We start from the raw sequence: 18,231 nt of genomic DNA, 5'->3' as shown, positions 1-18,231 counted from the left end.
CGCGCCGATGCCACTGCCCCGCACCCCCGCCGGAGCGGCCTACAGCGGCGTCACGTACGCCCCGGAGATCCCGCCGTCCACCAGGAAGTCGGTGGCGTTGACGAAGGAGGAGTCGTCGCTGGCCAGGAAGGCGACCGCGGCGGCGATCTCCTCGGCCTCGGCGAACCGGCCGACCGGGATGTGCACCAGGCGGCGCGCGGCCCGCTCCGGGTCCTTCGCGAACAGCTCCTGCAACAGGGGGGTGTTGACCGGACCCGGGCACAGGGCGTTCACGCGGATGCCCTCCCGCGCGAACTGCACGCCCAGTTCGCGGGACATGGCGAGTACACCGCCCTTGGACGCCGTGTACGAGATCTGGGACGTGGCGGCGCCCATCCTCGCCACGAAGGACGCCGTGTTGATGATCGACCCCTTGCCCTGGCGCCGCATGTAGGGGATGGCGGCCTTGCAGCACAGGTAGACGGAGGTCAGGTTGACCTCTTGGACGCGCTTCCACGCCTCCAGCCCGGTCTCCAGGATGGAATCGTCGTCGGGCGGGGAGATGCCGGCGTTGTTGAAGGCGATGTCGACGCTGCCGTAGGTGTCGTAGGCCGTCTTGAAGAGGCCCTCGACCTGCTCGGGGTCGGTGACGTCGACCTTCACGAAGATCCCGCCGATCGCCTCGGCGGCGGCCTTGCCGCGGGCCTCGTCGACATCGCCGCAGACGACGTGCGCGCCCTCCGAGGCGAGCCGGCGCGCGGCGGCGAGACCGATGCCGCTGCCGGCTCCGGTGATGACGGCGGTACGGCCGACGAGGCGGCGGCAGACGCTGCCCGAGGTCTCTGACGTCTCTGCGGTCACTGTGCGGAGCCCTCCGTGCTGATGAAGACGTTCTTGGTTTCGGTGAAGGCGGTCAGGGCGTCCGGGCCCAGTTCGCGGCCGATGCCGGACTGCTTGTAGCCGCCGAAGGGGGTCCAGTAGCGGACGCTGGAGTGCGAGTTGACAGACAGGTTGCCGGCGCGGACGGCCTGCGAGACGCGCAGGGCGCGGCCCACGTCCCGGGTCCAGACGGAGCCGGAGAGGCCGTAGTCGGTGGCGTTGGCGAGGGCCACGGCGTCCGCCTCGTCGTCGAAGGGCAGGACCACGGCGACGGGGCCGAAGACCTCCTCGACGGCCACGCGCGCGCGCGGGTCGACGCCGGTGAGGACGGTGGGCGGGTACCAGAAGCCGGGGCCTTCGGGGGCCTTGCCGCGGATGCCGTCCAGATCGTCCGTGACGTACGAACGCACCCGCTCCAGCTGGGCCCGGGAGATGAGCGGGCCCATGTCCGTCTTCTCGTCCGCCGGGTCGCCGACGACGACGGACTCGATCGCGGGGGCGAGGAGCTCCAGGAAGCGGTCGTACGCGGTGCGCTGGACGAGGATGCGGGTGCGGGCGCAGCAGTCCTGGCCGGAGTTGTCGAGGAAGGACATCGGCGCGGCGGCCGCGGCGGCCTCCAGGTCGGCGTCGGCGAAGACGATGTTGGGGCTCTTGCCGCCGAGTTCGAGGGTGACGCGCTTCACCTGGTCGGCACAGAGCGCCATGATGCGCTTGCCGACGCGGGTGGAGCCGGTGAACACGATCTTGGCGACGCGGGGGTTCCGTACGAGGGAGTCGCCCGCGATGTCGCCGCGACCGGGCAGAACCTGGAAGAGGTGCTCGGGAAGCCCTGCCTCCAGGGCGAGTTCGGCGAGGCGGAGCGCGGTGAGCGGGGTGGCCTCGGCAGGCTTGAGAATGACCGCGTTGCCGGCCGCGAGGGCGGGCGCCGTGCCCCAGGCGGCGATGGGCATCGGGAAGTTCCAGGGGGCGATGACTCCCACGACGCCGAGCGGTTCGAGGAGGGTGACGTCGAGGCCGCCCGGCACCGGGATCTGACGGCCGGTCAACCGCTCCACTCCCCCGGACGCGTAGTCGAGCAGGTCCCGGAAGTTGCCCGCCTCCCAGCGTGCGTTGCCGATGGTGTGGCCGGCTTCCCGGACCTCCAAACGGGCGAGTTCCTCCCGGTGTTCGTCGACCACGGCGGCGAAGCGGCGCAGCAGCCGGGCGCGGTCGGCCGGAGCGAGAGCCGCCCATGCCGTCTGGGCCTTCGAGGCCCGGTCCGCGGCGGCGTCGATGTCCTGCTCGACGGCGCCCGGGACGGTCGCGATCACCTCTTCCGTCGCCGGGTTGAGGATGTCGAGTTCGTACAGTTGCGACAAGTGATGCCTCACATGCGTTCGAAGGAGCGGCGCAGCTCCCAGTCGGTCACCGCGGCGTCGAAGGCCTCCACCTCGACGCGCGCCATGTTGCGGTAGTGCGCGACGACCTCCTCGCCGAAGGCGGCCAGGGCGATGGGGCTGTTCTCCCAGAGCTCGGCGGCCTCGCGGAGCGTGGTCGGCACGTGCGCGTACTCGGCGGTGTAGGCGTTGCCGGGACAGGCCTCGGGCAGCTCCAGCTTCTGCTCGATGCCGTACAGCCCGGCCGCGACCAGGCCGGCGACGGCGAGGTGGGGGTTGACGTCGCCACCGGGCAGCCGGTTCTCGAAGCGCAGTGAGCGGCCGTGGCCGACGACCCGGAGCGCGCAGGTGCGGTTGTCGTGGCCCCAGGCGACGGCGGTGGGGGCGAAGGAGCCCGGCTGGAACCGCTTGTAGCTGTTGATGTGGGGCGCGTAGAGGAGCGAGAAGTCGCGGAGCGCGGCGAGCTGTCCGGCGAGGAAGTGCCGCATGACGTCGGACATGCCGCCGTCGGCCGCCGCCATGGCGTTACGGCCGTCCGCGTCCGCCAGCGAGAGGTGGATGTGGCAGGAGTTGCCCTCCCGCTCGTTGTACTTGGCCATGAAGGTAAGCGAGACGCCCTCCTGGGCGGCGATCTCCTTGGCGCCTGTCTTGTAGATGGCGTGCTGGTCGCAGGTGACGAGGGCCTCGTCGTAGCGGAAGGCGATCTCGTGCTGGCCGGGGTTGCACTCGCCCTTGGCGGATTCGACGGTGAGGCCGGCGCCGGCCATGTCGTTGCGGATGCGCCGCAGCAGGGGTTCGATGCGGCCGGTGCCGAGCACGGAGTAGTCGATGTTGTACTGGTTCGCCGGGGTCAGCCCCCGGTAGTTCGCGTCCCAGGCCTGCTCGTAGGTGTCCTTGAAGACGATGAACTCCAGCTCGGTGCCGACCTGGGCGGTGAAGCCGTGCTCGGCGAGGCGCTGAAGCTGGCGGCGCAGGATCTGGCGGGGCGCGGCGACGACCGGGGAGCCGTCGTTCCAGGCGAGGTCGGCGATGAGCAGGGCCGTGCCGGCGTTCCAGGGCACGCGGCGGAGGGTGGCGAGGTCGGGGTGCATGGCGAAGTCGCCGTAGCCGCGGTCCCAGGAGGACATGGCGTAGCCGTCGACGGTGTTCATCTCGGTGTCGACGGCGAGGAGGTAGTTGCAGCCCTCGGTGCCGTGGTGGAGGACCTCGTCGAGGAAGAACCGGGCGGCGAACCGCTTGCCCTGGAGGCGCCCTTGCATGTCGGGGAAGGCCAGGACGACAGTGTCGATCTCACCGCTCGCGACGAGGGCGTGCAGCTCCTCGACACTGAGCGGGGGTGTGCGGTCTGCCACGGGAGAGCTCCTTCGGCTTCTTCGCGGTTCTTCGCGCTTCTTCGGCCGGGCCGGGAGCCATAAGGTATTGCGGAGAACCATTGCTTGGGAAGGGGGCACGGCCAGATGCCGGAGGAACCTGGCGGCGCGGTGTCGGACCGGCTGGCGCCGGTGCTGCGGCCGGTGCGGGCGGGCAACGGCTTCGAGGAGGCGCTGGAGCAGATCCTGCAGGTGGTACGGCTGGGCCTGGTGCCCGGCGGGGAGCGGCTGCCGGCCGAGCGGGAGCTGGCGGAGCGGCTCGGGATCAGCCGGGTGACCCTGCGCGAGGTGCTGAAGGTGCTCCAGGACCAGGGGCTGGTGGAGGCACGGCGCGGGCGGTACGGCGGAACGTTCGTGCTGCCCCGTACGGACGCCGGCGGCGAGGACGAGTTGCGGCGCCGGATCGCCGAGGTGGACGTCGAGGACGTACTGCGCTTCCGTGAGGTGCTGGAGGTGGGCGCGGCGGGGCTGTGCGCGACGCACGGGCTGACGGACGAGCAGGCTGTACGGCTGCGCGAGGCGCTGACCCGCACCCATGACGCGCCGCTGGCGCACTACCGGCGCCTGGACACGATGCTCCACCTCACCCTGGCCGAGCTGTGCGGCTCGGCTTCGCTCACGGCGCAGTACGCGGCGGTCCGGGCGACGGTGAACGACCTGCTGGACTGCATCCCGCTCCTCGTACGCAACCTGGAGCACTCGCAGCGCCAGCACATCGCGCTGGTGGAGGCGGTGCTCGACGGGGACGCGGACGGCGCGCGGGAGATGATGCGGGAGCACTGCGCGGGGACGGCGGCGCTGCTCAGGGGATTCCTGACGTGACGACCGCGCATACTCTGGAAAGGTATGCGAGTGATCCATTGAAGGGGTGGAGGGGCACATGGGTGGCAGGCCGCTGATCGGCGTCAGTACGTATCTCGAGGCCGGGGCGTGCTGGGGCGTGTGGGAGCTGGAGGCGGCCCTGCTTCCGGTGGGGTATCCGCGGCTGGTGCAGCGGGCCGGCGGCCTGGCCGCCATGCTCCCGCCGGACGCGCCCGAGCACGCGGCCGCGACCGTGGCCCGCCTCGACGGCCTCGTGATCGCGGGCGGCCCGGACGTCGAGCCGCTGCGCTACGGCGCCGAGCGCGACCCACGGACGGGGCCGCCGGCCCGGGAGCGGGACGCCTGGGAGCTGGCCCTGATCGAGGCGGCGCTGGCATCCGGTTTGCCGCTGCTGGGCATCTGCCGCGGCATGCAGCTCCTGAACGTCGCCCTCGGCGGCACGCTCGTCCAGCACCTGGAGGGGCACGCCGAGGTGGTCGGCGTCTTCGGCCGCCATCCGGTCAAGCCGGTCCCGGGCACGCTCTACGGGGAGGCCGTCCCCGAGGAGACCTCCGTGCCGACCTACCACCACCAGGCGGTGGACCGCCTCGGCACGGGCCTGCTCCCCTCGGCCCACGCGGCGGACGGGACGGTGGAGGCGGTGGAGCTGCCGTCCGACTCGGGCTGGGTCCTGGGCGTGCAGTGGCATCCGGAGATGGACGAGGACGTACGGGTGATGCGGGCTCTGGTCACAGCCGCTTCCCGACCCGCCCCCTGAGCCAGTCCCAGCGCGGCCTCCCCCTGGGCACGGACGCAGGGCAGCATGATCAGCTGGTCGAACCACAGGGAGTCGACGCCGGCCGCTCAGCGCCGGTGAGCGGGGTCATGGGGTCCGGGGTCCCGCGCGAGCGAAGCCGAGCGTGGGGAGCGCGTGCCAGACCCCGCGTCTGCGGCGTGATCCAAACGCGTGATCCAAACGACAGGCCCTAGGGTCTTTCGTTTGGATCAGGTCGGAGCAGGGAGCGGGGTCCGGTGCCGTGCATCGCAAGGCGGAGGAGGGCGGCAGGGCCTGCCAACCGACGACAACGCGGCGAGGCGCGGGTGCCGGACCCCGCGAGCCCGGCGTGATCCAAACGAGAGGCCCTAGCCTCGAGTCAGCGACAGCAGCTCCCGAGCCGGCCCGGTAGGCCGATGCCCCACCGGCCACACCGCGCGCAGGGAGCGGTGCAGCCGCACGCTGTCGAGGGGGATGCTGACCAGGCGGCGCATGGCGAGTTCCTCGCCCACGGCCAGTTCGCTGAGCACGGCGGGGCCCGCTCCGCTGACCGCGGCCGCCTTCACGGCGGTGGTGGAGGAGAGCTCGATCAGGGGGCGGGCCAGGCCGCCGAGGGCGACGTCGAGGACCTGGCGGGTGCCGGAGCCCTTCTCGCGGAGGATGAGCGGGGTCGCGGCGAGTTCGTCGGCGGCCAGGGGGCGTCGGCGTCGGGCCCAGGGGTGGGCGGGGGCGGTGACGACGATGAGGCGGTCGTGGGCGATGACGGCGGAGTCGAGGCCGGGCGGCACGGTCAGCCCCTCGACGAAGCCGAGGTCCGCCTCGTCGGCCAGGAGGCGCTCGGCCACCGCCGCCGAGTTGCCCGCGAGCAGCGACACGGCCGTGTCGGGCCGCTGGGCACGCAGCGCGAGGAGCCACCCCGGCAGCAGGTACTCGGCGATCGTCATGCTCGCCGCCACCCGCAGCCGCGAGTCGCGCCGGTCGCGCAGCGCCTGTGCGCCCACGTCGAAGGCCTCCGCCGCCTCGACGATCCGCCGCGCCCAGTCCGTCACCAGGGCGCCCGCGTCCGTGAGCCGGGAGCCGCGCGGGGACCGGTCGACCAGGGCCACACCCAGCTGCCGTTCCATGGAGCGGATCCGGCTGCTCGCGGCCGGCTGGGTGATGCCGAGCTCGCGTGCGGCCCCACCGAGACTGCCCAGCCGTGCCACCGCGAGCAGCAGTTCCAGTGCGCCGAGATCCGGAACCCGGTGCGCCAGCGCGCCCCCGGGCGCGGATCGGTCCTCCGCCGGTCCCTCCGTCTTGCCCATAAACCCAGCTTATGCCGTCATAGGAACATACTTACTGGTCGCCTCGCCCGGACCGGGAGACGGTGGACGCATGGTCACCGCCGCCCACCCCCTCCCGCGCGCCTTGGCGGTCCGTCACCTCGGACCGAACTGGTACGCCACCGTCATGGGCACCGCCGCCGTCGCCCTCGCAGGCACCGCGCTCCCCCTCCGCCTGCCCGGCCTGCGCACCGCCTGCACCGTCGTCTGGGCCCTCTCCCTCGCCCTGCTGCTCACCCTGCTCGCCGCCCGGGCCCTGCACTGGACGCACCACCGCGACCAGGCCCGCGCCCATCTCCTCGACCCGGCGACGGCACCCTTCTACGGCTGCCTGTCCATGGCCCTGCTCGCGGTCGGCGGCGGCGCCGTCACCGTCGGCCGGGACTGGACGGGCACGCACGCCGCGGTCGTGGTCGACGCCGTGCTGTTCAGCGCCGGTACGGTCGTCGGGCTCGCGGCCGCCGTCGCCGTCCCGTACCTGATGGCCGTACGCCACCGCATCGACCCGGGACAGGCGACGGGAGCGTGGTTGCTTCCTCTCGTTGCGCCGATGGTGTCCGCGGCGCTCGGGCCGCTGCTCGTGCCACATCTGCCGCCCGGGCAGCCGCGGGAGACCCTGCTGTTCGCCTGCCTCGCGATGTTCGGGCTCAGCCTGCTCGCGACGCTGGTCACGCTGCCGTTGATCTTCGCCCGGCTGCTCACCGGGGGCCCGCTGCCCCTCGCGCTCACCCCGAGCCTGTTCCTCGTCCTGGGCCCGCTCGGGCAGTCCACGACCGCCGTCGGCACCTTCGCCGACGTGGCACCGGGCGTGGTCCCGGCGCCGTACAGCGACGGCTTCGGTGTGCTCGCGGTGCTGTACGGGGTGCCGGTGATGGGCTTCGCCCTGCTCTGGTTCTGCCTCGCCACCGCGCATGTGCGGCGCGCCCGACGGCAGGGCATGGGCTTCGCGATGACGTGGTGGGCGTTCACCTTCCCGGTCGGCACCTGCGTCACCGGCGCCACCGCGCTCGCGCGGCACACCGGCCTGGTGGCCTTCGAGGGGCTCGCGCTCGTGCTGTACGGCGTGCTGGTGCTGGCCTGGGTCACCGCGACCGCGCACACCGCGCGCGGACTGCTCAGCGGTGAGCTGCTCGCAGGGCCGCGCCCAGCACCCGTGGCGCCTCGGCCAGCGACGGTCCGTACCACGTCAGGTGCCGTCCGCTGACGAGCGCGCAAGGCAGGCCGGCAAAGGCCTCCGGCCCGTCGGCGGCGGTGAAGCGGTACGGCTCGTCCGGCAGGACGACCAGGTCCGGTGCCGCCGCGCGCAGGTCGTCCAGCGGGACGCGCGGGTAGCGCTCCTCGTGCCCGGCGTACACGTGGTCGACGCCCAGGCGGGCCAGGACGTCACCCGCGAAGGTGTCCCGGCCCAGCACCATCCACGGCCGGCGCCAGATCGGCACGACCGCCGTCCTGCGGGGTTCCGGCACCGGCGGCGCCGACCAGGCCTCCTCGGCCTCGTCCAGCCAGCGCGGCCGGGAGAGGGCACCGCACGCGTCCAGTACCCGCGCCAGTTCCCGGAAGGCCTGCGGTACGTCCCGCACCTCGGTCAGCAGGACGGTCACGCCCGCCGCACGCAGGGCGTCGAGGTCCGGCTCGCGGTTCTCCTCCTCGTTGGCGAGCACCAGGTCGGGGGCGAGGGCGACGATCCGCTCGGCCTTCGGGTTCTTGGTGCCGCCGACGCGGGTGACGTCGAGGCCCGCCGGATGCGTGCACCAGTCCGTGGCGCCGACCAGGACACCGGGCACGGACACCGCGACCGTCTCGGTCAGCGACGGCACCAGCGAGACCACTCGCATCCGTCTCACCCGCGTTTCACGAACGCGAGCGGTGGGAGCGGTTCTGCACCGCCTCGACGTGCTCGGCCACCGCGACGACGACCACGCGCGTGTCCGGCACGGTCGCCCGCCACCGGTGGCGCACCCCGCCGGTGAGGTACAGGGTGTCGCCGCGGCCGAGCCGGTAGGCGCGCCCCTCCGCCTCGATCTCCACAGCTCCGTCGGCGACGTACATCAACTGGTCGTTGCGGTACTGGAATTCACGGCCCGCCTCGTGGCCACCGGTGAACTCCGAGGCGTGCATCTGGTGGTGGCCGCGCACCAGGGAGCGGGCCCGGGGCTCGGGTCCCGGTTCGGTCTCCTCGGCGCGGACGACGTCGACGCTGCACGCCGGGTCGGCGGCCGCGAGGAGTTCCACGGCGGTGGTGCGCAGGGCGTCGGCGACCCGTTCCAGGGAGCTGCGGCTGGGCCGCGCCCGGTCGTTCTCGACCTGGCTCAGGAAGGGGACCGACAGACCGCTGCGCTCGGCGACGACGGCCAGGGTGAGCTGAAGGGCCCGGCGCCGTCGCCGCACGGCCGCGCCGACCCGCAGGGGCTGTTCTTTGTGGTCGCCCATCGCTCCGGCTCCCTCCTTCGCTCCTCGGTCCGCCGTCCGCGCGCACCGCTGTCGGGCGCACTCCTTCTGAGGAGTTCTCTGCACCCTACGCAGGTTCGGCAAACCGTTTCATGCGCCCGTCACATCGACGTCACGCGGCGGTCGGCCGGACCTGCTGGATCGCGCCAGTAGATCAGCTCAACGGCCTCGCCGGGAGCGGTTTTCCGCCTTCGTCCCCTCTGGGGACGAAGAGGCTGACCAGGAGGGGTGCGGCGGGCCGGCGGCGGTGCCCGGTCCGGGCGGCGGGGCCGCCGTCACGTCCGCCGCGGTCGGCGTCGCCTGCGGGGAAGGAGGAGTTCGGGTGACCGCCTGACGTTACGTGGTTGTCCGGATCCCGTCAGTAGGCACCCCGTCACGCCAGAAGGGGCGGGCCTCGCCCTGCGTGTGGGACACGTACGGCGATGCCCGCCCCTCGGCCGGCGGTCCGGGAGTGTCAGGTCACCCGGCCGCCTGGCTCTTCCCGCCCGCCTTGGCGACCGGGGCCCACTTGTCGACCAGGCCCGGGTGCTGCCGCAGCCAGCTGCGGACGGCGTCCTGCTCCTTGCCCTTGCCGCTCTTCTGGATCTGTGCCTCCAGACCGGTGAGCTGCTCCTCGGTCATCGAGAAGCCCTTCAGCCACTTGCCGACCTCGGGGTTGTCGGCGGCGAAGCCCTCGCGGGCGAGAGTGTGCACGCCGTCGCCCTTGCCCCAGGCACCCTTGGGGTCCTTGAGCTTCTTCAGGTCGTAGTCGCTGTACGCCCAGTGCGGCGACCAGAGCGTGACGGCGATCGGCTGCTTCTGGGCGTAGGCACGCTTCAGTTCGGCGAGCATCGCGGGGGTCGAGCCGTCCACGACGTCGTAGGAGCCCTCCAGGCCGTAGTCCTTCAGGACCTTGTCCTTGAGCAGGCCCATCATGCCGGCGCTCGGCTCGATGCCGACGATCTTGCCGTCGAACTCGGAGGCGTGGTCCTTGAGATCCGCCAGGGAGTTCACGTCCTTGACGTACGACGGGACGGAGAGCTCCAGGGAGGTGGGGCCGTACCAGGAGCCGAGGTCGTCGAGTTGCTTACCGTACTTCTTCCAGTACTCGGCGTGGGTGGTGGGCAGCCAGGCGTCGGTCTGGAAGTCGATCTGTCCGGTGGCGACGCCGGTGTAGAGGGGACCGGCCGCGTACTGGGTGGTGGTGACCTTGAAGCCGCGCTCCTCCAGGAGCTCCTTCCAGAGGAAGGTGGAGGCGATGCCCTCGTCCCAGGGGATGTAGCCGATCTTGATCTCCTTGCCCTTGCCGACGTCCGTGGCGGAGGCCTCGGCGGTGCCGCCGGGGGCGCCGAAGACGCCGAGACCGCCGGCGACGAGGCCGAGGACGGCCACGCCGACGACCGCGACGACGGGACGGGGCCGGTGGTTCCACAGCGTCGGGCCGCTGGTGGCGCGGGCCTTGGCGGCGGCGCGGCGGCCGAGCGGGGAGATGTGTGTGCCCAGCGCACCCGTCATCCGGTCCAGGTAGATGGCGAGGACGACGATGCCGAGGCCCGCCTCGAAGCCGAGGCCGATGTCGAGCTGGCCGATGGCCTCGTTGACGGCGCCGCCGAGACCGCCGGTGCCGACCATGCCGGCGATGACGACCATCGACAGGCCCAGCATGATGACCTGGTTGACGCCCGCCATGATCGTCGGCAGGGCCAGCGGCAGCTGGACGCGCAGCAGGGTGTCGCGGGGTGTCGTGCCGAAGGCCTCGGCGGCCTCCACGAGCTCGGCGTCGACCTGGCGGATGCCGAGTTCGGTCATGCGGACGCCGGGGGCGAGCGCGAAGATCAGGGTGGCGACGACGCCGGCCGGGACGCCCATGCCGAAGAACAGGATCGCCGGGATCAGCAGGACCATCGACGGCATCGTCTGGAGCAGGTCCAGGACGGGCCGTACGGCCGCGCTGACGGTCTTGGAGCGGGCGGCCCAGATGCCCAGCGGCAGGGAGATCACCAGGGCGACGACGGTGGCGACGATCACGAGGGACAGGGTCGACATCGCCTGGTCCCACAGGTCGAGCGAGTCGACCAGCGCGAATCCGGCGAACGCGAGGACACCCGCGACCAGACCGCGCAGCCACCAGGCGAGCACCGCGAGGATGCCCGCGAGCAGCAGGGGCTCGGGGGCGGTGAGGACGGTGTCGATGCCGTCGTACATGCCTTCGACGACCGTCTTGATCGCGTCGAAGAGCCAGGACATGTGGGTGACGAGCCATTCGACGCCGGAGTCGACCCAGTCGCCGAGGTGGAGCCTAGGCACGGGCGATCACCTTCCCCTCCGGGTTGTCGCAGGGCGCGGGGGCGGCCGTCTCGTCGCCGAGGAAGCCGACCAGCCGCTGCCGCGGCACGACTCCGATGACTCTGTTCGCCTCGTCCACAACCGAGACGCGGTGCGACAGACGGGCGCTGATCGCGCACAGTTCCACGAACGGCGTCTCGCGCGTCGCGGTCTCGCAGGCGCAGAGGGGGGCGTCGGCGGTGACCGAGGCGTCCATGACAGCGCCCGCGGTCAGCACGCGGGAGCGGTCGACGTCCTGGATGAAGGAGGCAACGTAGTCGTTGCCGGGGCGGACGAGGATGTCCTCGGCGGTACCGGTCTGGACGATGCGGCCGTCGCGCATGACGGCGATGCGGTCGCCCAGGCGCATGGCCTCGTTGAGATCGTGGGTGATGAAGACGATCGTCTTCTTCAGGGTCTGCTGCAGGGTCAGCAGCTGGTCCTGCATGTCACGGCGGATCAGCGGGTCCAGCGCGCTGAAGGACTCGTCCATCAGCAGCAGGTCGGCGTCGGTGGCGAGGGCTCGGGCGAGGCCCACACGCTGCTGCATGCCGCCGGAGAGCTCGTCGGGCCAGGACTTCTCCCAGCCGTCCAGGCCGACCAGGGCGAGGGCCTCGGCGGCGCGCTTCTCGCGCTCCGCGCGGGGCACGCCCTGGACGCACAGGCCGTAGGCGGCGTTCTCCAGGACGCTGCGGTGCGGGAACAGCGCGAAGTGCTGGAAGACCATGCTGATCTTCTTCGCGCGGACCTCTCGCAGCTCGCGGTCGGCGAGCGCGGTCAGGTCCTGACCGTCGAAGAGGACGCGTCCGGCGGTCGGCTCCGACAGGCCGTTGAGCATGCGCAGCAGGGTGGACTTGCCGGAGCCGGACAGGCCCATGACGACGAAGATCTGGCCCGGGTCCACGGTGAAGGAGGCGTCGATGACGGCGGCGGTGGTGCCGTCGGTGCGCAGCTCCTCCCGATCGGCTCCCTGGCGGAGCCGCTCCACTGCCTCGACCGGTCGTCTGCCGAACACCTTGAAGAGATGTTCGGCCTCAAGCCTGGATGACACGCGTACCTTCTCGTCTCGGGGGCAAGGAAAGGGGAGCGATCTTCGGCAGCAAAGGTTGAAGTTGCAACCGGCGTCGCTCCGAGGCGGCACCTGCCCCAAGCGCCAAGGGCCAAACGCGGCCGTGGCCCACTTCACAGGCCGTTCACAGATGCCACGCGAGTGAATGCCGCGGGTGACTGTCGGCCCCGTACGGCATGATGCGTGGCGTGACCGGACGACTGATGCTCCTCGACACCGCCTCGCTCTACTTCCGCGCCTACTTCGGCGTCCCGGAGTCCGTGAAGGCACCGGACGGCACTCCGGTGAACGCGGTGCGCGGACTGCTGGAGTTCATCGACCGCCTGGTCCGCGACCATCGGCCCGCCCACCTGGTGGCATGCATGGACGCCGACTGGCGCCCGCAGTGGCGGGTCGACCTGATCCCCTCCTACAAGGCGCACCGCGTCGCCGAGGAGCGCGAGGTGGGCCCGGACGAGGAGGAGGTGCCGGACACGCTCTCGCCGCAGGTGCCGGTCATCGAGGCCGTTCTGGACGCCGTCGGCATCGCGCGCGTCGGCGTCGAGGGGTACGAGGCGGACGACGTGATCGGCACGTTCACGGCACGCGCGAAGGGCCCGGTCGACATCGTCACGGGCGACCGGGACCTGTACCAACTCGTGGACGACGCGCGCGGGGTGAGGGTGCTGTACCCGCTGAAGGGCGTGGGTTCCCTTGCGCTCACCGACGAGGCCGCGCTGCGTGAGAAGTATGGGGTCGACGGCAGCGGGTACGCGGATCTGGCGCTGCTGCGCGGCGACCCGAGCGACGGCCTGCCGGGCGTGCCCGGCATCGGTGAGAAGACCGCGGCCAAGCTGCTGGCCGAGTTCGGCGACCTGGCCGGGATCATGGCGGCTGTCGACGACCCGAAGGCGAAGCTCACGCCGTCGCAGCGCAAACGCCTCGACGAGGCGCGGCCGTACGTCGCCGTCGCGCCGAAGGTCGTGCGGGTCGCCGGTGACGTACCCCTACCGGACGTGGACACGGTGCTGCCGAGCGCGCCGCGGGATCCTGCGGGGTTGGAGGAGCTGGCGGCGCGCTGGGGACTGGGCGGGTCGTTGCACCGGCTGTTGACGACGCTGGGCGCCTGAACATCGACAGCTCGAACATGAAGAGATCGCAAAAGGCGTCGGGAATTTCCCTCGGGAGAGGCGTTGAACAAGAAAGGAATGCTAACTTAGGTAACCCTAACCAACGGCGTGTGGATTTAGGCGTATGGGAGGCCGTCATGGCAGAACGTCCGGCTCGAAAGCCGCGGAAGCCCCATTCCGCGCAGGTCGTCCGCACTGAACGGCTGACTCCGCACATGCAGCGCGTGGTTCTCGGCGGCGCTGGTCTGGCGGAGTTCTCCGCGGACACCGCGACCGACCACTATGTGAAGCTGCTGTTCCCCGCCGGGGGCGCGACCTATCCCGAGCCCTTCGACCTGGAACGCATTCGTGCGGAGTTCCCGCGCGAGCAGTGGCCGGTGACCCGTACCTACACGGTGCGCGCCTGGGATCCCGTACACCGCGAGCTGACCCTGGACTTCGTGCTCCATGGCGACGACGGCCTGGCCGGACCGTGGGCAGCGCGCGTCCAGCCGGGCGAGACGGTCCGCTTCATGGGCCCCGGCGGCGCATACGCCCCCGATCCGCACGCCGACTGGCATCTGCTGGCCGGGGACGAGAGCGCCCTGCCCGCGATCGCCCGCTCCCTCGAGTCGCTGCCCCCCGGCGCGGTGGCACACGCCTTCGTGGAGGTGGCCGGCCCCGAGGAGGAGCAGAAGATCGACTCCGATGTGGAGGTCGTCTGGCTGCACCGGGGCGAGCGGCCCGTGGGCCAGGCACTGGTCGAGGCCGTCCGGGCGCTCCAGTTCCCCGAGGGCCGTGTCCACGCCTTCGTGCACGGCGAGGCCGCCGCCGTGAAGGAACTGCGCAAACTGCTGCGCGTCGAGCACACGCTCCCCCGCGAGGACCTGTCCATCTCCGGTTACTGGCGCCTCGGCCAGAACGAGGACGGCTGGCAGGCATCCAAGCGCGAGTGGAACGCCCGCGTCGAGGCGGAGCAGGAGGGCACGGCACCGGCCGTGTGATCCGACCCGAGCGGACGGTGGCGAACTCCCCGAAAGCGGCTTGCCCGCCCGGGGGTTGAGTGAGTAGCTTCGCCGCTCGTGACGTCCACTCTGCGTTCGAAGCGTCTGCTCCTCGATCGGTATGTCCCCGCGGACGAGGAGAGCTTCGTCTCGCTGTTCCAGGACACGAGAGTGTCGCGGTGGATGGGTGACGGCCCCTCGTCCGAAGCGGACGACAGGGCTCTGTTCGGGCGGATCTTCACGAAGGTGTACGCGGAGGGCCTGTTCGACGTCTGGGCCGTTCGTCGGAACGGACGTCTGGTCGGGCACGCCGAGATCAAGCCGACCGACGAGGTCGAGGGTTACGAGATCATCTATGCCCTGGCCCCCGAGGTGTGGGGAGCCGGTCTGGGGCGCGAGCTGGCGGAGGCGATCGTCGCGTACGGCTTCGACACCCTCGGGCTGGCCGAGGTGCACGCGACCGTGGCCGCGTCGAACAAGGCCTCACTGGCCTTGCTGGACAAGATCGGCTTCGCGCACGTCCGGTCCATCACGGAGGCAGACGGCAGTACCACCCGGGTGTTGACCCGCTCCCTGGCGGCGGACAGGACCCCGGACGGGACATCCCCCGCCTGATCCACAGGCGATTCAGTCGCCCTGGAGGCGGGCGTGCAGGTGCATGTCGTGCCAGCCGTCCGGGTGGAGGAGGGCGCTGCGCTTGATGCCCTCCAGGGCGAAGCCGGTCTTGGCGGCGACGCGGCAGGAGGCCTCGTTGGCGACGGCGTGCAGGAGCTCCAGGCGGTGGAAGCCGACCTCGTCGAGGGCCCAGCGGGAGAGGGTTGTCGTGGCGCGCGCCGCGACGCCGTGGCCGCGGGCCGCCGCAGCGGTCCAGTAGGCGACCTCGGCGACACCGTCGGCGAGCACGATCTCGCGCAGCGCGACCCGCCCCAGGAGCCGGTCGGAGTCCGCGTCGGTCACCGCCCACTGGGCGTCCCGTTCCGTCTCCCAGGCCTTGCGCCACCCTTCGATCCAGGTGCCGACCTCGTCCTCGGAGTCGGCGGCGCGGACATGCCACTGGTGCATCAGGGGATCCTGGAAGGCCTGGTGCACGGCGGGCGCGTCCTCGGCCCGCCACGGGCGCAGGAGCAGTCCGTCGCCGGTCGGGATCACGGGCTGCGGGAAGCGATGGAGGGTGCCGGGAGGCAGGACCGGGCTGGTGAGGAAGGGCATGTCCGCATCCTGTCAAGCGGGCGAGCCCCGGCCAACGGGTTTTGTCCTGCCTCGGGCTTCCCCACCTGGCCCCTGCCGGGGGCCTCCCCGGCTCGTCGTACGCTGGCCCTGATGAGACGTCGTACCCCTCCCCCGCCCTCCCCGCTGCCACAGCGCGACGGGATCGATCCGGTGCGGGTGCGGTTGCCCGGAGAGGGCGCGTGGGCCACGGTGCGGGAGCATCTGGTGGAGAGGCTCACGGGTGCGGCGCCCGGGGTGGTCGACGGCATGTTCGACGCGGGTCTGGTCGTCGGGGCGGACGGGCGGGCGGTGGCGCCGGACGCGGCCTATGTGCCGGGGATGTTCGTGTGGTTCCACCGGGAGCTGCCCCCCGAGGTGCCCGTGCCGTTCCCCCTTGAGGTGGTGCACCGCGACGAGCACATCGTCGTCGTCGACAAGCCGCACTTCCTCGCCACCACCCCGCGCGGCGGCCACGTCACCCAGACCGCACTCGCCCGGCTGCGCCGCGAGCTGGACATCCCCACGCTCGGCGCCGCGCACCGGCTGGACCGGCTCACCGCCGGTCTCGTGCTGTTCACCGTGCGGCCCGAGGAACGCGGCGCCTATCAGACGCTGTTCCGCGACCGGCGGGTGCGCAAGGAGTACGAGGCGGTCGCGCCGTACGATCCCGCTCTCGCGCTGCCCCGGACCGTACGCAGCCGGATCGTGAAGGAGCGCGGCCTCCTGACCGCGCTCGAGGTCGAGGGCGAGCCGAACGCCGTCAGCCGCGTGGAGCTGGTCGAACACCAGGCGGACAGCCTGGCGCGCTACCGGCTGGTGCCGGCCACGGGGCAGACCCATCAGCTGCGCGTGCACCTGAACACGCTGGGCGTGCCGATCCTCGGCGATCCGCTGTATCCCGTGGTGACCGACCCCGTGCCGGCCGGTGACTTCCGGCGCCCCCTGCAACTGCTGGCGCGTGCGCTGGAGTTCACCGATCCGGTCACGGGGGTGGAGCACCGCTTCCGCAGCAGGCGAACGCTTCAGGCGTGGTCGTCGTACGCGACCTGGTCCGGTCAGTAACCGCGCCACCAGCGCACGAGGCGGCGCCAGGCACCCGGCCTGCGGGTCGGCTCCGGATGCGCCGTCGGCTCGGGCCGCGGTGGCGCCACCTGCGTGGGCGCCGGTGCGGGAGCGGACGCCGGGGTGGGCGCCGGTGCCGGCGTGGGCACCGGCGCAGGCTGCGGATCCGTGGTCACCTGCCAGGCGGGCCGCGGCGGCGGGACCGCGCCGTGGCTCGGCTTCTGCATGATGTCCTGCGGCGGCTGCGGCGCGAACCGCGCCGGCAGCTCCACCAGATGGCGCGAGGCGATCGAGGTGGTCCAGCGCAACTCGTCCTGGTCGCAGTCGAGTCGGACGTCCGGCAGCCGCATGAGCAGCGCGTCGACGCCGACCTCGGTGATGGCGCGGCCGATGTCCTGGCCGGGACACTCGTGCGGCCCGGCGCCGAAGGCGAGGTGGGAGCGGTTGCCCATCATGCTGGCGGACAGGTCGGGCCGTACCCGGGGGTCGATGTTGCCCGGAGCGGGGGCGAAGAGCAGTCCGTCGCCCTTGCGGATGCGTTTGCCGCCCAACTCCGTCTCCTGTTTGGCGAAGTAGCCCAGGATCGCGCTGAACGGGGGTTCGTCCCACAGGGTCTGCTCCACGGCCTCCCCCACGGTCATCTGCCCGCCGTTGAGCCGGGCGACGAAGCCCGGGTGGGTGAGGACCATGCGCAGGGTGTTGGACAGCAGGTTGACGGTGGCCTCATAGGCGGCGAAGAGCACCAGGCGCAGGTGCTCCCTGACCTCGTCGTCGGTGAGGCGGGCCGGGTGGGCGATGAGGTGGCTGGTGAAGTCCTCGCCGGGCTGGGCGCGGCGGCGGGCGGCGGCCCGGCTCAGCACCTCCATGACGTAGCCATGGCTCGCGATCGCGGTCTCGGTGCCCTTGAGCGCGTCGCGGGCGGCGTGTACGAGCCGGTCGTTGTACTCGTCGGACATGCCGAGGATCTCGCACATGATGGCCATGGGCAGGTGCTCGGCGAACTGGCCGACCAGGTCGGCGCTGCCCGTCTCGCAGAACTCGTTGACCAGCAGCTGGGTGTAGCGGTTGATGTGGCGGCGCACACCGCGGTGGTCGATCGTCGACATGGCGCCCAGGACCGCGCCGCGCAGCCGCAGGTGTTCGTCTCCCTCGGCGTGGGCACAGATGGGCTGCCAGGCGATGTGCGGCATCAGAGGGTGGTCGGGCTTGACGGCGCCGTCCAGCAGCGGGGTCCAGACGCGGCTGTCGCGGGTGTACACCGACGGCGTGCGCAGCATCTGGAGGTTCTCGGAGTGGCCGAGGACCACCCACATCGGCACGTCGTCGTGGAGCAGGGCGGGCGCCACCGGCCCGTGTTCGTCGCGGAGTTCCTCGTAGAGCTCCCCCAGGTCCTCCGCCTCGGGGCCGTAGAGCCGCCTGAGTCCCCCGGGGCCGCGGTCGTGGGCGGGGCAGCCGGGGGGCGGATCGAGAGTGAGGTCGTCCGTACCGGTCGAGGAGTGGTGTTCAGGCGTCACAGGGATCGCTTTCCAAGCTGAGTGGATCTGA

At 71.9% G+C, this 18,231-nt stretch carries 17 protein-coding genes; 7 read left to right on the top strand and 10 right to left on the bottom strand.

Annotated elements, in window-relative coordinates; genetic code table 11:
* Window positions 1–39: 39 nt before the first annotated feature.
* From AC067M_RS13720 to AC067M_RS13710, 3 genes are read right to left on the bottom strand one after another with little or no spacing between them, the layout of a single operon-like run.
* On the bottom strand, window positions 40–840 hold the full coding sequence (locus AC067M_RS13720; RefSeq protein ID WP_478697198.1) for a 3-oxoacyl-ACP reductase: 801 nt from the start codon (window positions 838–840) through the stop codon (window positions 40–42).
* Window positions 837–2,216, bottom strand: coding sequence for an aldehyde dehydrogenase family protein (locus tag AC067M_RS13715; RefSeq protein WP_478697197.1), 1,380 nt, complete (start codon window positions 2,214–2,216; stop codon window positions 837–839). Before AC067M_RS13715 ends, AC067M_RS13720 begins: the two co-directional genes overlap by 4 nt.
* Before the next feature lie 8 nt (window positions 2,217–2,224).
* Window positions 2,225–3,586 carry a glutamine synthetase family protein gene (locus AC067M_RS13710; protein ID WP_478697196.1) on the bottom strand — a complete coding sequence of 454 codons (1,362 nt, stop codon included), beginning with the start codon at window positions 3,584–3,586 and terminating at the stop codon, window positions 2,225–2,227.
* Between the two features lie 105 nt (window positions 3,587–3,691).
* Between AC067M_RS13710 and AC067M_RS13705 the strand changes: the two genes are divergently transcribed.
* The gene (locus tag AC067M_RS13705) at window positions 3,692–4,426 is read left to right on the top strand and encodes a FadR/GntR family transcriptional regulator (RefSeq protein ID WP_478697195.1); all 735 of its coding nucleotides are present in this window, start codon (window positions 3,692–3,694) and stop codon (window positions 4,424–4,426) included.
* 58 nt (window positions 4,427–4,484) lie between these two features.
* A complete protein-coding gene (locus tag AC067M_RS13700; protein ID WP_478697194.1) occupies window positions 4,485–5,183 on the top strand; it encodes a gamma-glutamyl-gamma-aminobutyrate hydrolase family protein in 699 nt (232 codons plus the stop codon).
* A 365-nt stretch (window positions 5,184–5,548) separates the two neighbouring features.
* Here AC067M_RS13700 and AC067M_RS13695 read toward each other — a convergent pair whose 3' ends face one another.
* A complete protein-coding gene (locus tag AC067M_RS13695; RefSeq protein ID WP_478697193.1) occupies window positions 5,549–6,484 on the bottom strand; it encodes a LysR family transcriptional regulator in 936 nt (311 codons plus the stop codon).
* A 70-nt stretch (window positions 6,485–6,554) separates the two neighbouring features.
* Here AC067M_RS13695 and AC067M_RS13690 point away from each other — a divergent pair, with 70 nt between their 5' ends.
* Window positions 6,555–7,706, top strand: a complete 1,152-nt coding sequence (locus AC067M_RS13690) for a TDT family transporter (protein WP_478697192.1) — start codon at window positions 6,555–6,557, stop codon at window positions 7,704–7,706.
* Here AC067M_RS13690 and AC067M_RS13685 read toward each other — a convergent pair.
* From AC067M_RS13685 to AC067M_RS13670, 4 genes are all read right to left on the bottom strand, one after another.
* Window positions 7,618–8,337, bottom strand: coding sequence for a helical backbone metal receptor (locus AC067M_RS13685; protein ID WP_478697191.1), 720 nt, complete (start codon window positions 8,335–8,337; stop codon window positions 7,618–7,620). The two genes, AC067M_RS13690 and AC067M_RS13685, sit on opposite strands and share 89 nt — an antisense overlap.
* Before the next feature lie 16 nt (window positions 8,338–8,353).
* On the bottom strand, window positions 8,354–8,932 hold the full coding sequence (locus AC067M_RS13680) for a helix-turn-helix domain-containing protein (RefSeq protein ID WP_478697190.1): 579 nt from the start codon (window positions 8,930–8,932) through the stop codon (window positions 8,354–8,356).
* Between the two features lie 477 nt (window positions 8,933–9,409).
* Window positions 9,410–11,236 (bottom strand): ABC transporter permease/substrate binding protein, encoded by a 1,827-nt coding sequence (locus AC067M_RS13675; protein WP_478697189.1) that lies wholly within the window; start codon window positions 11,234–11,236, stop codon window positions 9,410–9,412.
* Window positions 11,229–12,305 carry a quaternary amine ABC transporter ATP-binding protein gene (locus AC067M_RS13670; RefSeq protein ID WP_478697188.1) on the bottom strand — a complete coding sequence of 359 codons (1,077 nt, stop codon included), beginning with the start codon at window positions 12,303–12,305 and terminating at the stop codon, window positions 11,229–11,231. The genes AC067M_RS13675 and AC067M_RS13670 overlap by 8 nt, the downstream gene beginning before the upstream one ends.
* Window positions 12,306–12,502: 197 nt before the next feature.
* Between AC067M_RS13670 and AC067M_RS13665 the strand changes: the two genes are divergently transcribed.
* From AC067M_RS13665 to AC067M_RS13655, 3 genes are all read left to right on the top strand, one after another.
* A complete protein-coding gene (locus AC067M_RS13665; RefSeq protein ID WP_393625663.1) occupies window positions 12,503–13,432 on the top strand; it encodes a 5'-3' exonuclease in 930 nt (309 codons plus the stop codon).
* A gap of 137 nt (window positions 13,433–13,569) precedes the next feature.
* Window positions 13,570–14,415 carry a siderophore-interacting protein gene (locus AC067M_RS13660; protein ID WP_478697187.1) on the top strand — a complete coding sequence of 282 codons (846 nt, stop codon included), beginning with the start codon at window positions 13,570–13,572 and terminating at the stop codon, window positions 14,413–14,415.
* A gap of 78 nt (window positions 14,416–14,493) precedes the next feature.
* Complete coding sequence (locus AC067M_RS13655) at window positions 14,494–15,030, top strand: GNAT family N-acetyltransferase (protein WP_478697186.1); 537 nt, start codon at window positions 14,494–14,496, stop codon at window positions 15,028–15,030.
* Window positions 15,031–15,042: 12 nt separating this feature from the next.
* Here the strand turns inward: AC067M_RS13655 and AC067M_RS13650 are convergent, their stop codons facing one another.
* A complete protein-coding gene (locus AC067M_RS13650) occupies window positions 15,043–15,624 on the bottom strand; it encodes a GNAT family N-acetyltransferase (RefSeq protein WP_478697185.1) in 582 nt (193 codons plus the stop codon).
* Between the two features lie 111 nt (window positions 15,625–15,735).
* Here AC067M_RS13650 and AC067M_RS13645 point away from each other — a divergent pair, with 111 nt between their 5' ends.
* On the top strand, window positions 15,736–16,686 hold the full coding sequence (locus AC067M_RS13645) for an RluA family pseudouridine synthase (RefSeq protein WP_478697184.1): 951 nt from the start codon (window positions 15,736–15,738) through the stop codon (window positions 16,684–16,686).
* Here AC067M_RS13645 and AC067M_RS13640 read toward each other — a convergent pair.
* Window positions 16,680–18,200 (bottom strand): cytochrome P450, encoded by a 1,521-nt coding sequence (locus tag AC067M_RS13640; protein ID WP_478697183.1) that lies wholly within the window; start codon window positions 18,198–18,200, stop codon window positions 16,680–16,682. The genes AC067M_RS13645 and AC067M_RS13640 overlap by 7 nt on opposite strands.
* Window positions 18,201–18,231: the final 31 nt, after the last annotated feature.

This window comes from Streptomyces sp. NPDC043427 (genome assembly GCF_056436655.1).
This window is presented reverse-complemented; position numbering and strand designations above follow the sequence as displayed.

Excerpts from the sequence above, each read along its gene's own strand:
- AC067M_RS13705 (WP_478697195.1), top strand. The coding sequence starts at position 3,692 with ATGCCGGAGGAACCTGGCGGCGCGGTGTCGGACCGGCTGGCGCCGGTG.
- AC067M_RS13700 (WP_478697194.1), top strand. The coding sequence starts at position 4,485 with ATGGGTGGCAGGCCGCTGATCGGCGTCAGTACGTATCTCGAGGCCGGG.
- AC067M_RS13695 (WP_478697193.1), bottom strand. The coding sequence starts at position 6,484 with ATGGGCAAGACGGAGGGACCGGCGGAGGACCGATCCGCGCCCGGGGGC.
- AC067M_RS13690 (WP_478697192.1), top strand. The coding sequence starts at position 6,555 with ATGGTCACCGCCGCCCACCCCCTCCCGCGCGCCTTGGCGGTCCGTCAC.
- AC067M_RS13685 (WP_478697191.1), bottom strand. The coding sequence starts at position 8,337 with ATGCGAGTGGTCTCGCTGGTGCCGTCGCTGACCGAGACGGTCGCGGTG.
- AC067M_RS13680 (WP_478697190.1), bottom strand. The coding sequence starts at position 8,932 with ATGGGCGACCACAAAGAACAGCCCCTGCGGGTCGGCGCGGCCGTGCGG.
- AC067M_RS13665 (WP_393625663.1), top strand. The coding sequence starts at position 12,503 with ATGCGTGGCGTGACCGGACGACTGATGCTCCTCGACACCGCCTCGCTC.
- AC067M_RS13660 (WP_478697187.1), top strand. The coding sequence starts at position 13,570 with ATGGCAGAACGTCCGGCTCGAAAGCCGCGGAAGCCCCATTCCGCGCAG.
- AC067M_RS13650 (WP_478697185.1), bottom strand. The coding sequence starts at position 15,624 with ATGCCCTTCCTCACCAGCCCGGTCCTGCCTCCCGGCACCCTCCATCGC.
- AC067M_RS13645 (WP_478697184.1), top strand. The coding sequence starts at position 15,736 with ATGAGACGTCGTACCCCTCCCCCGCCCTCCCCGCTGCCACAGCGCGAC.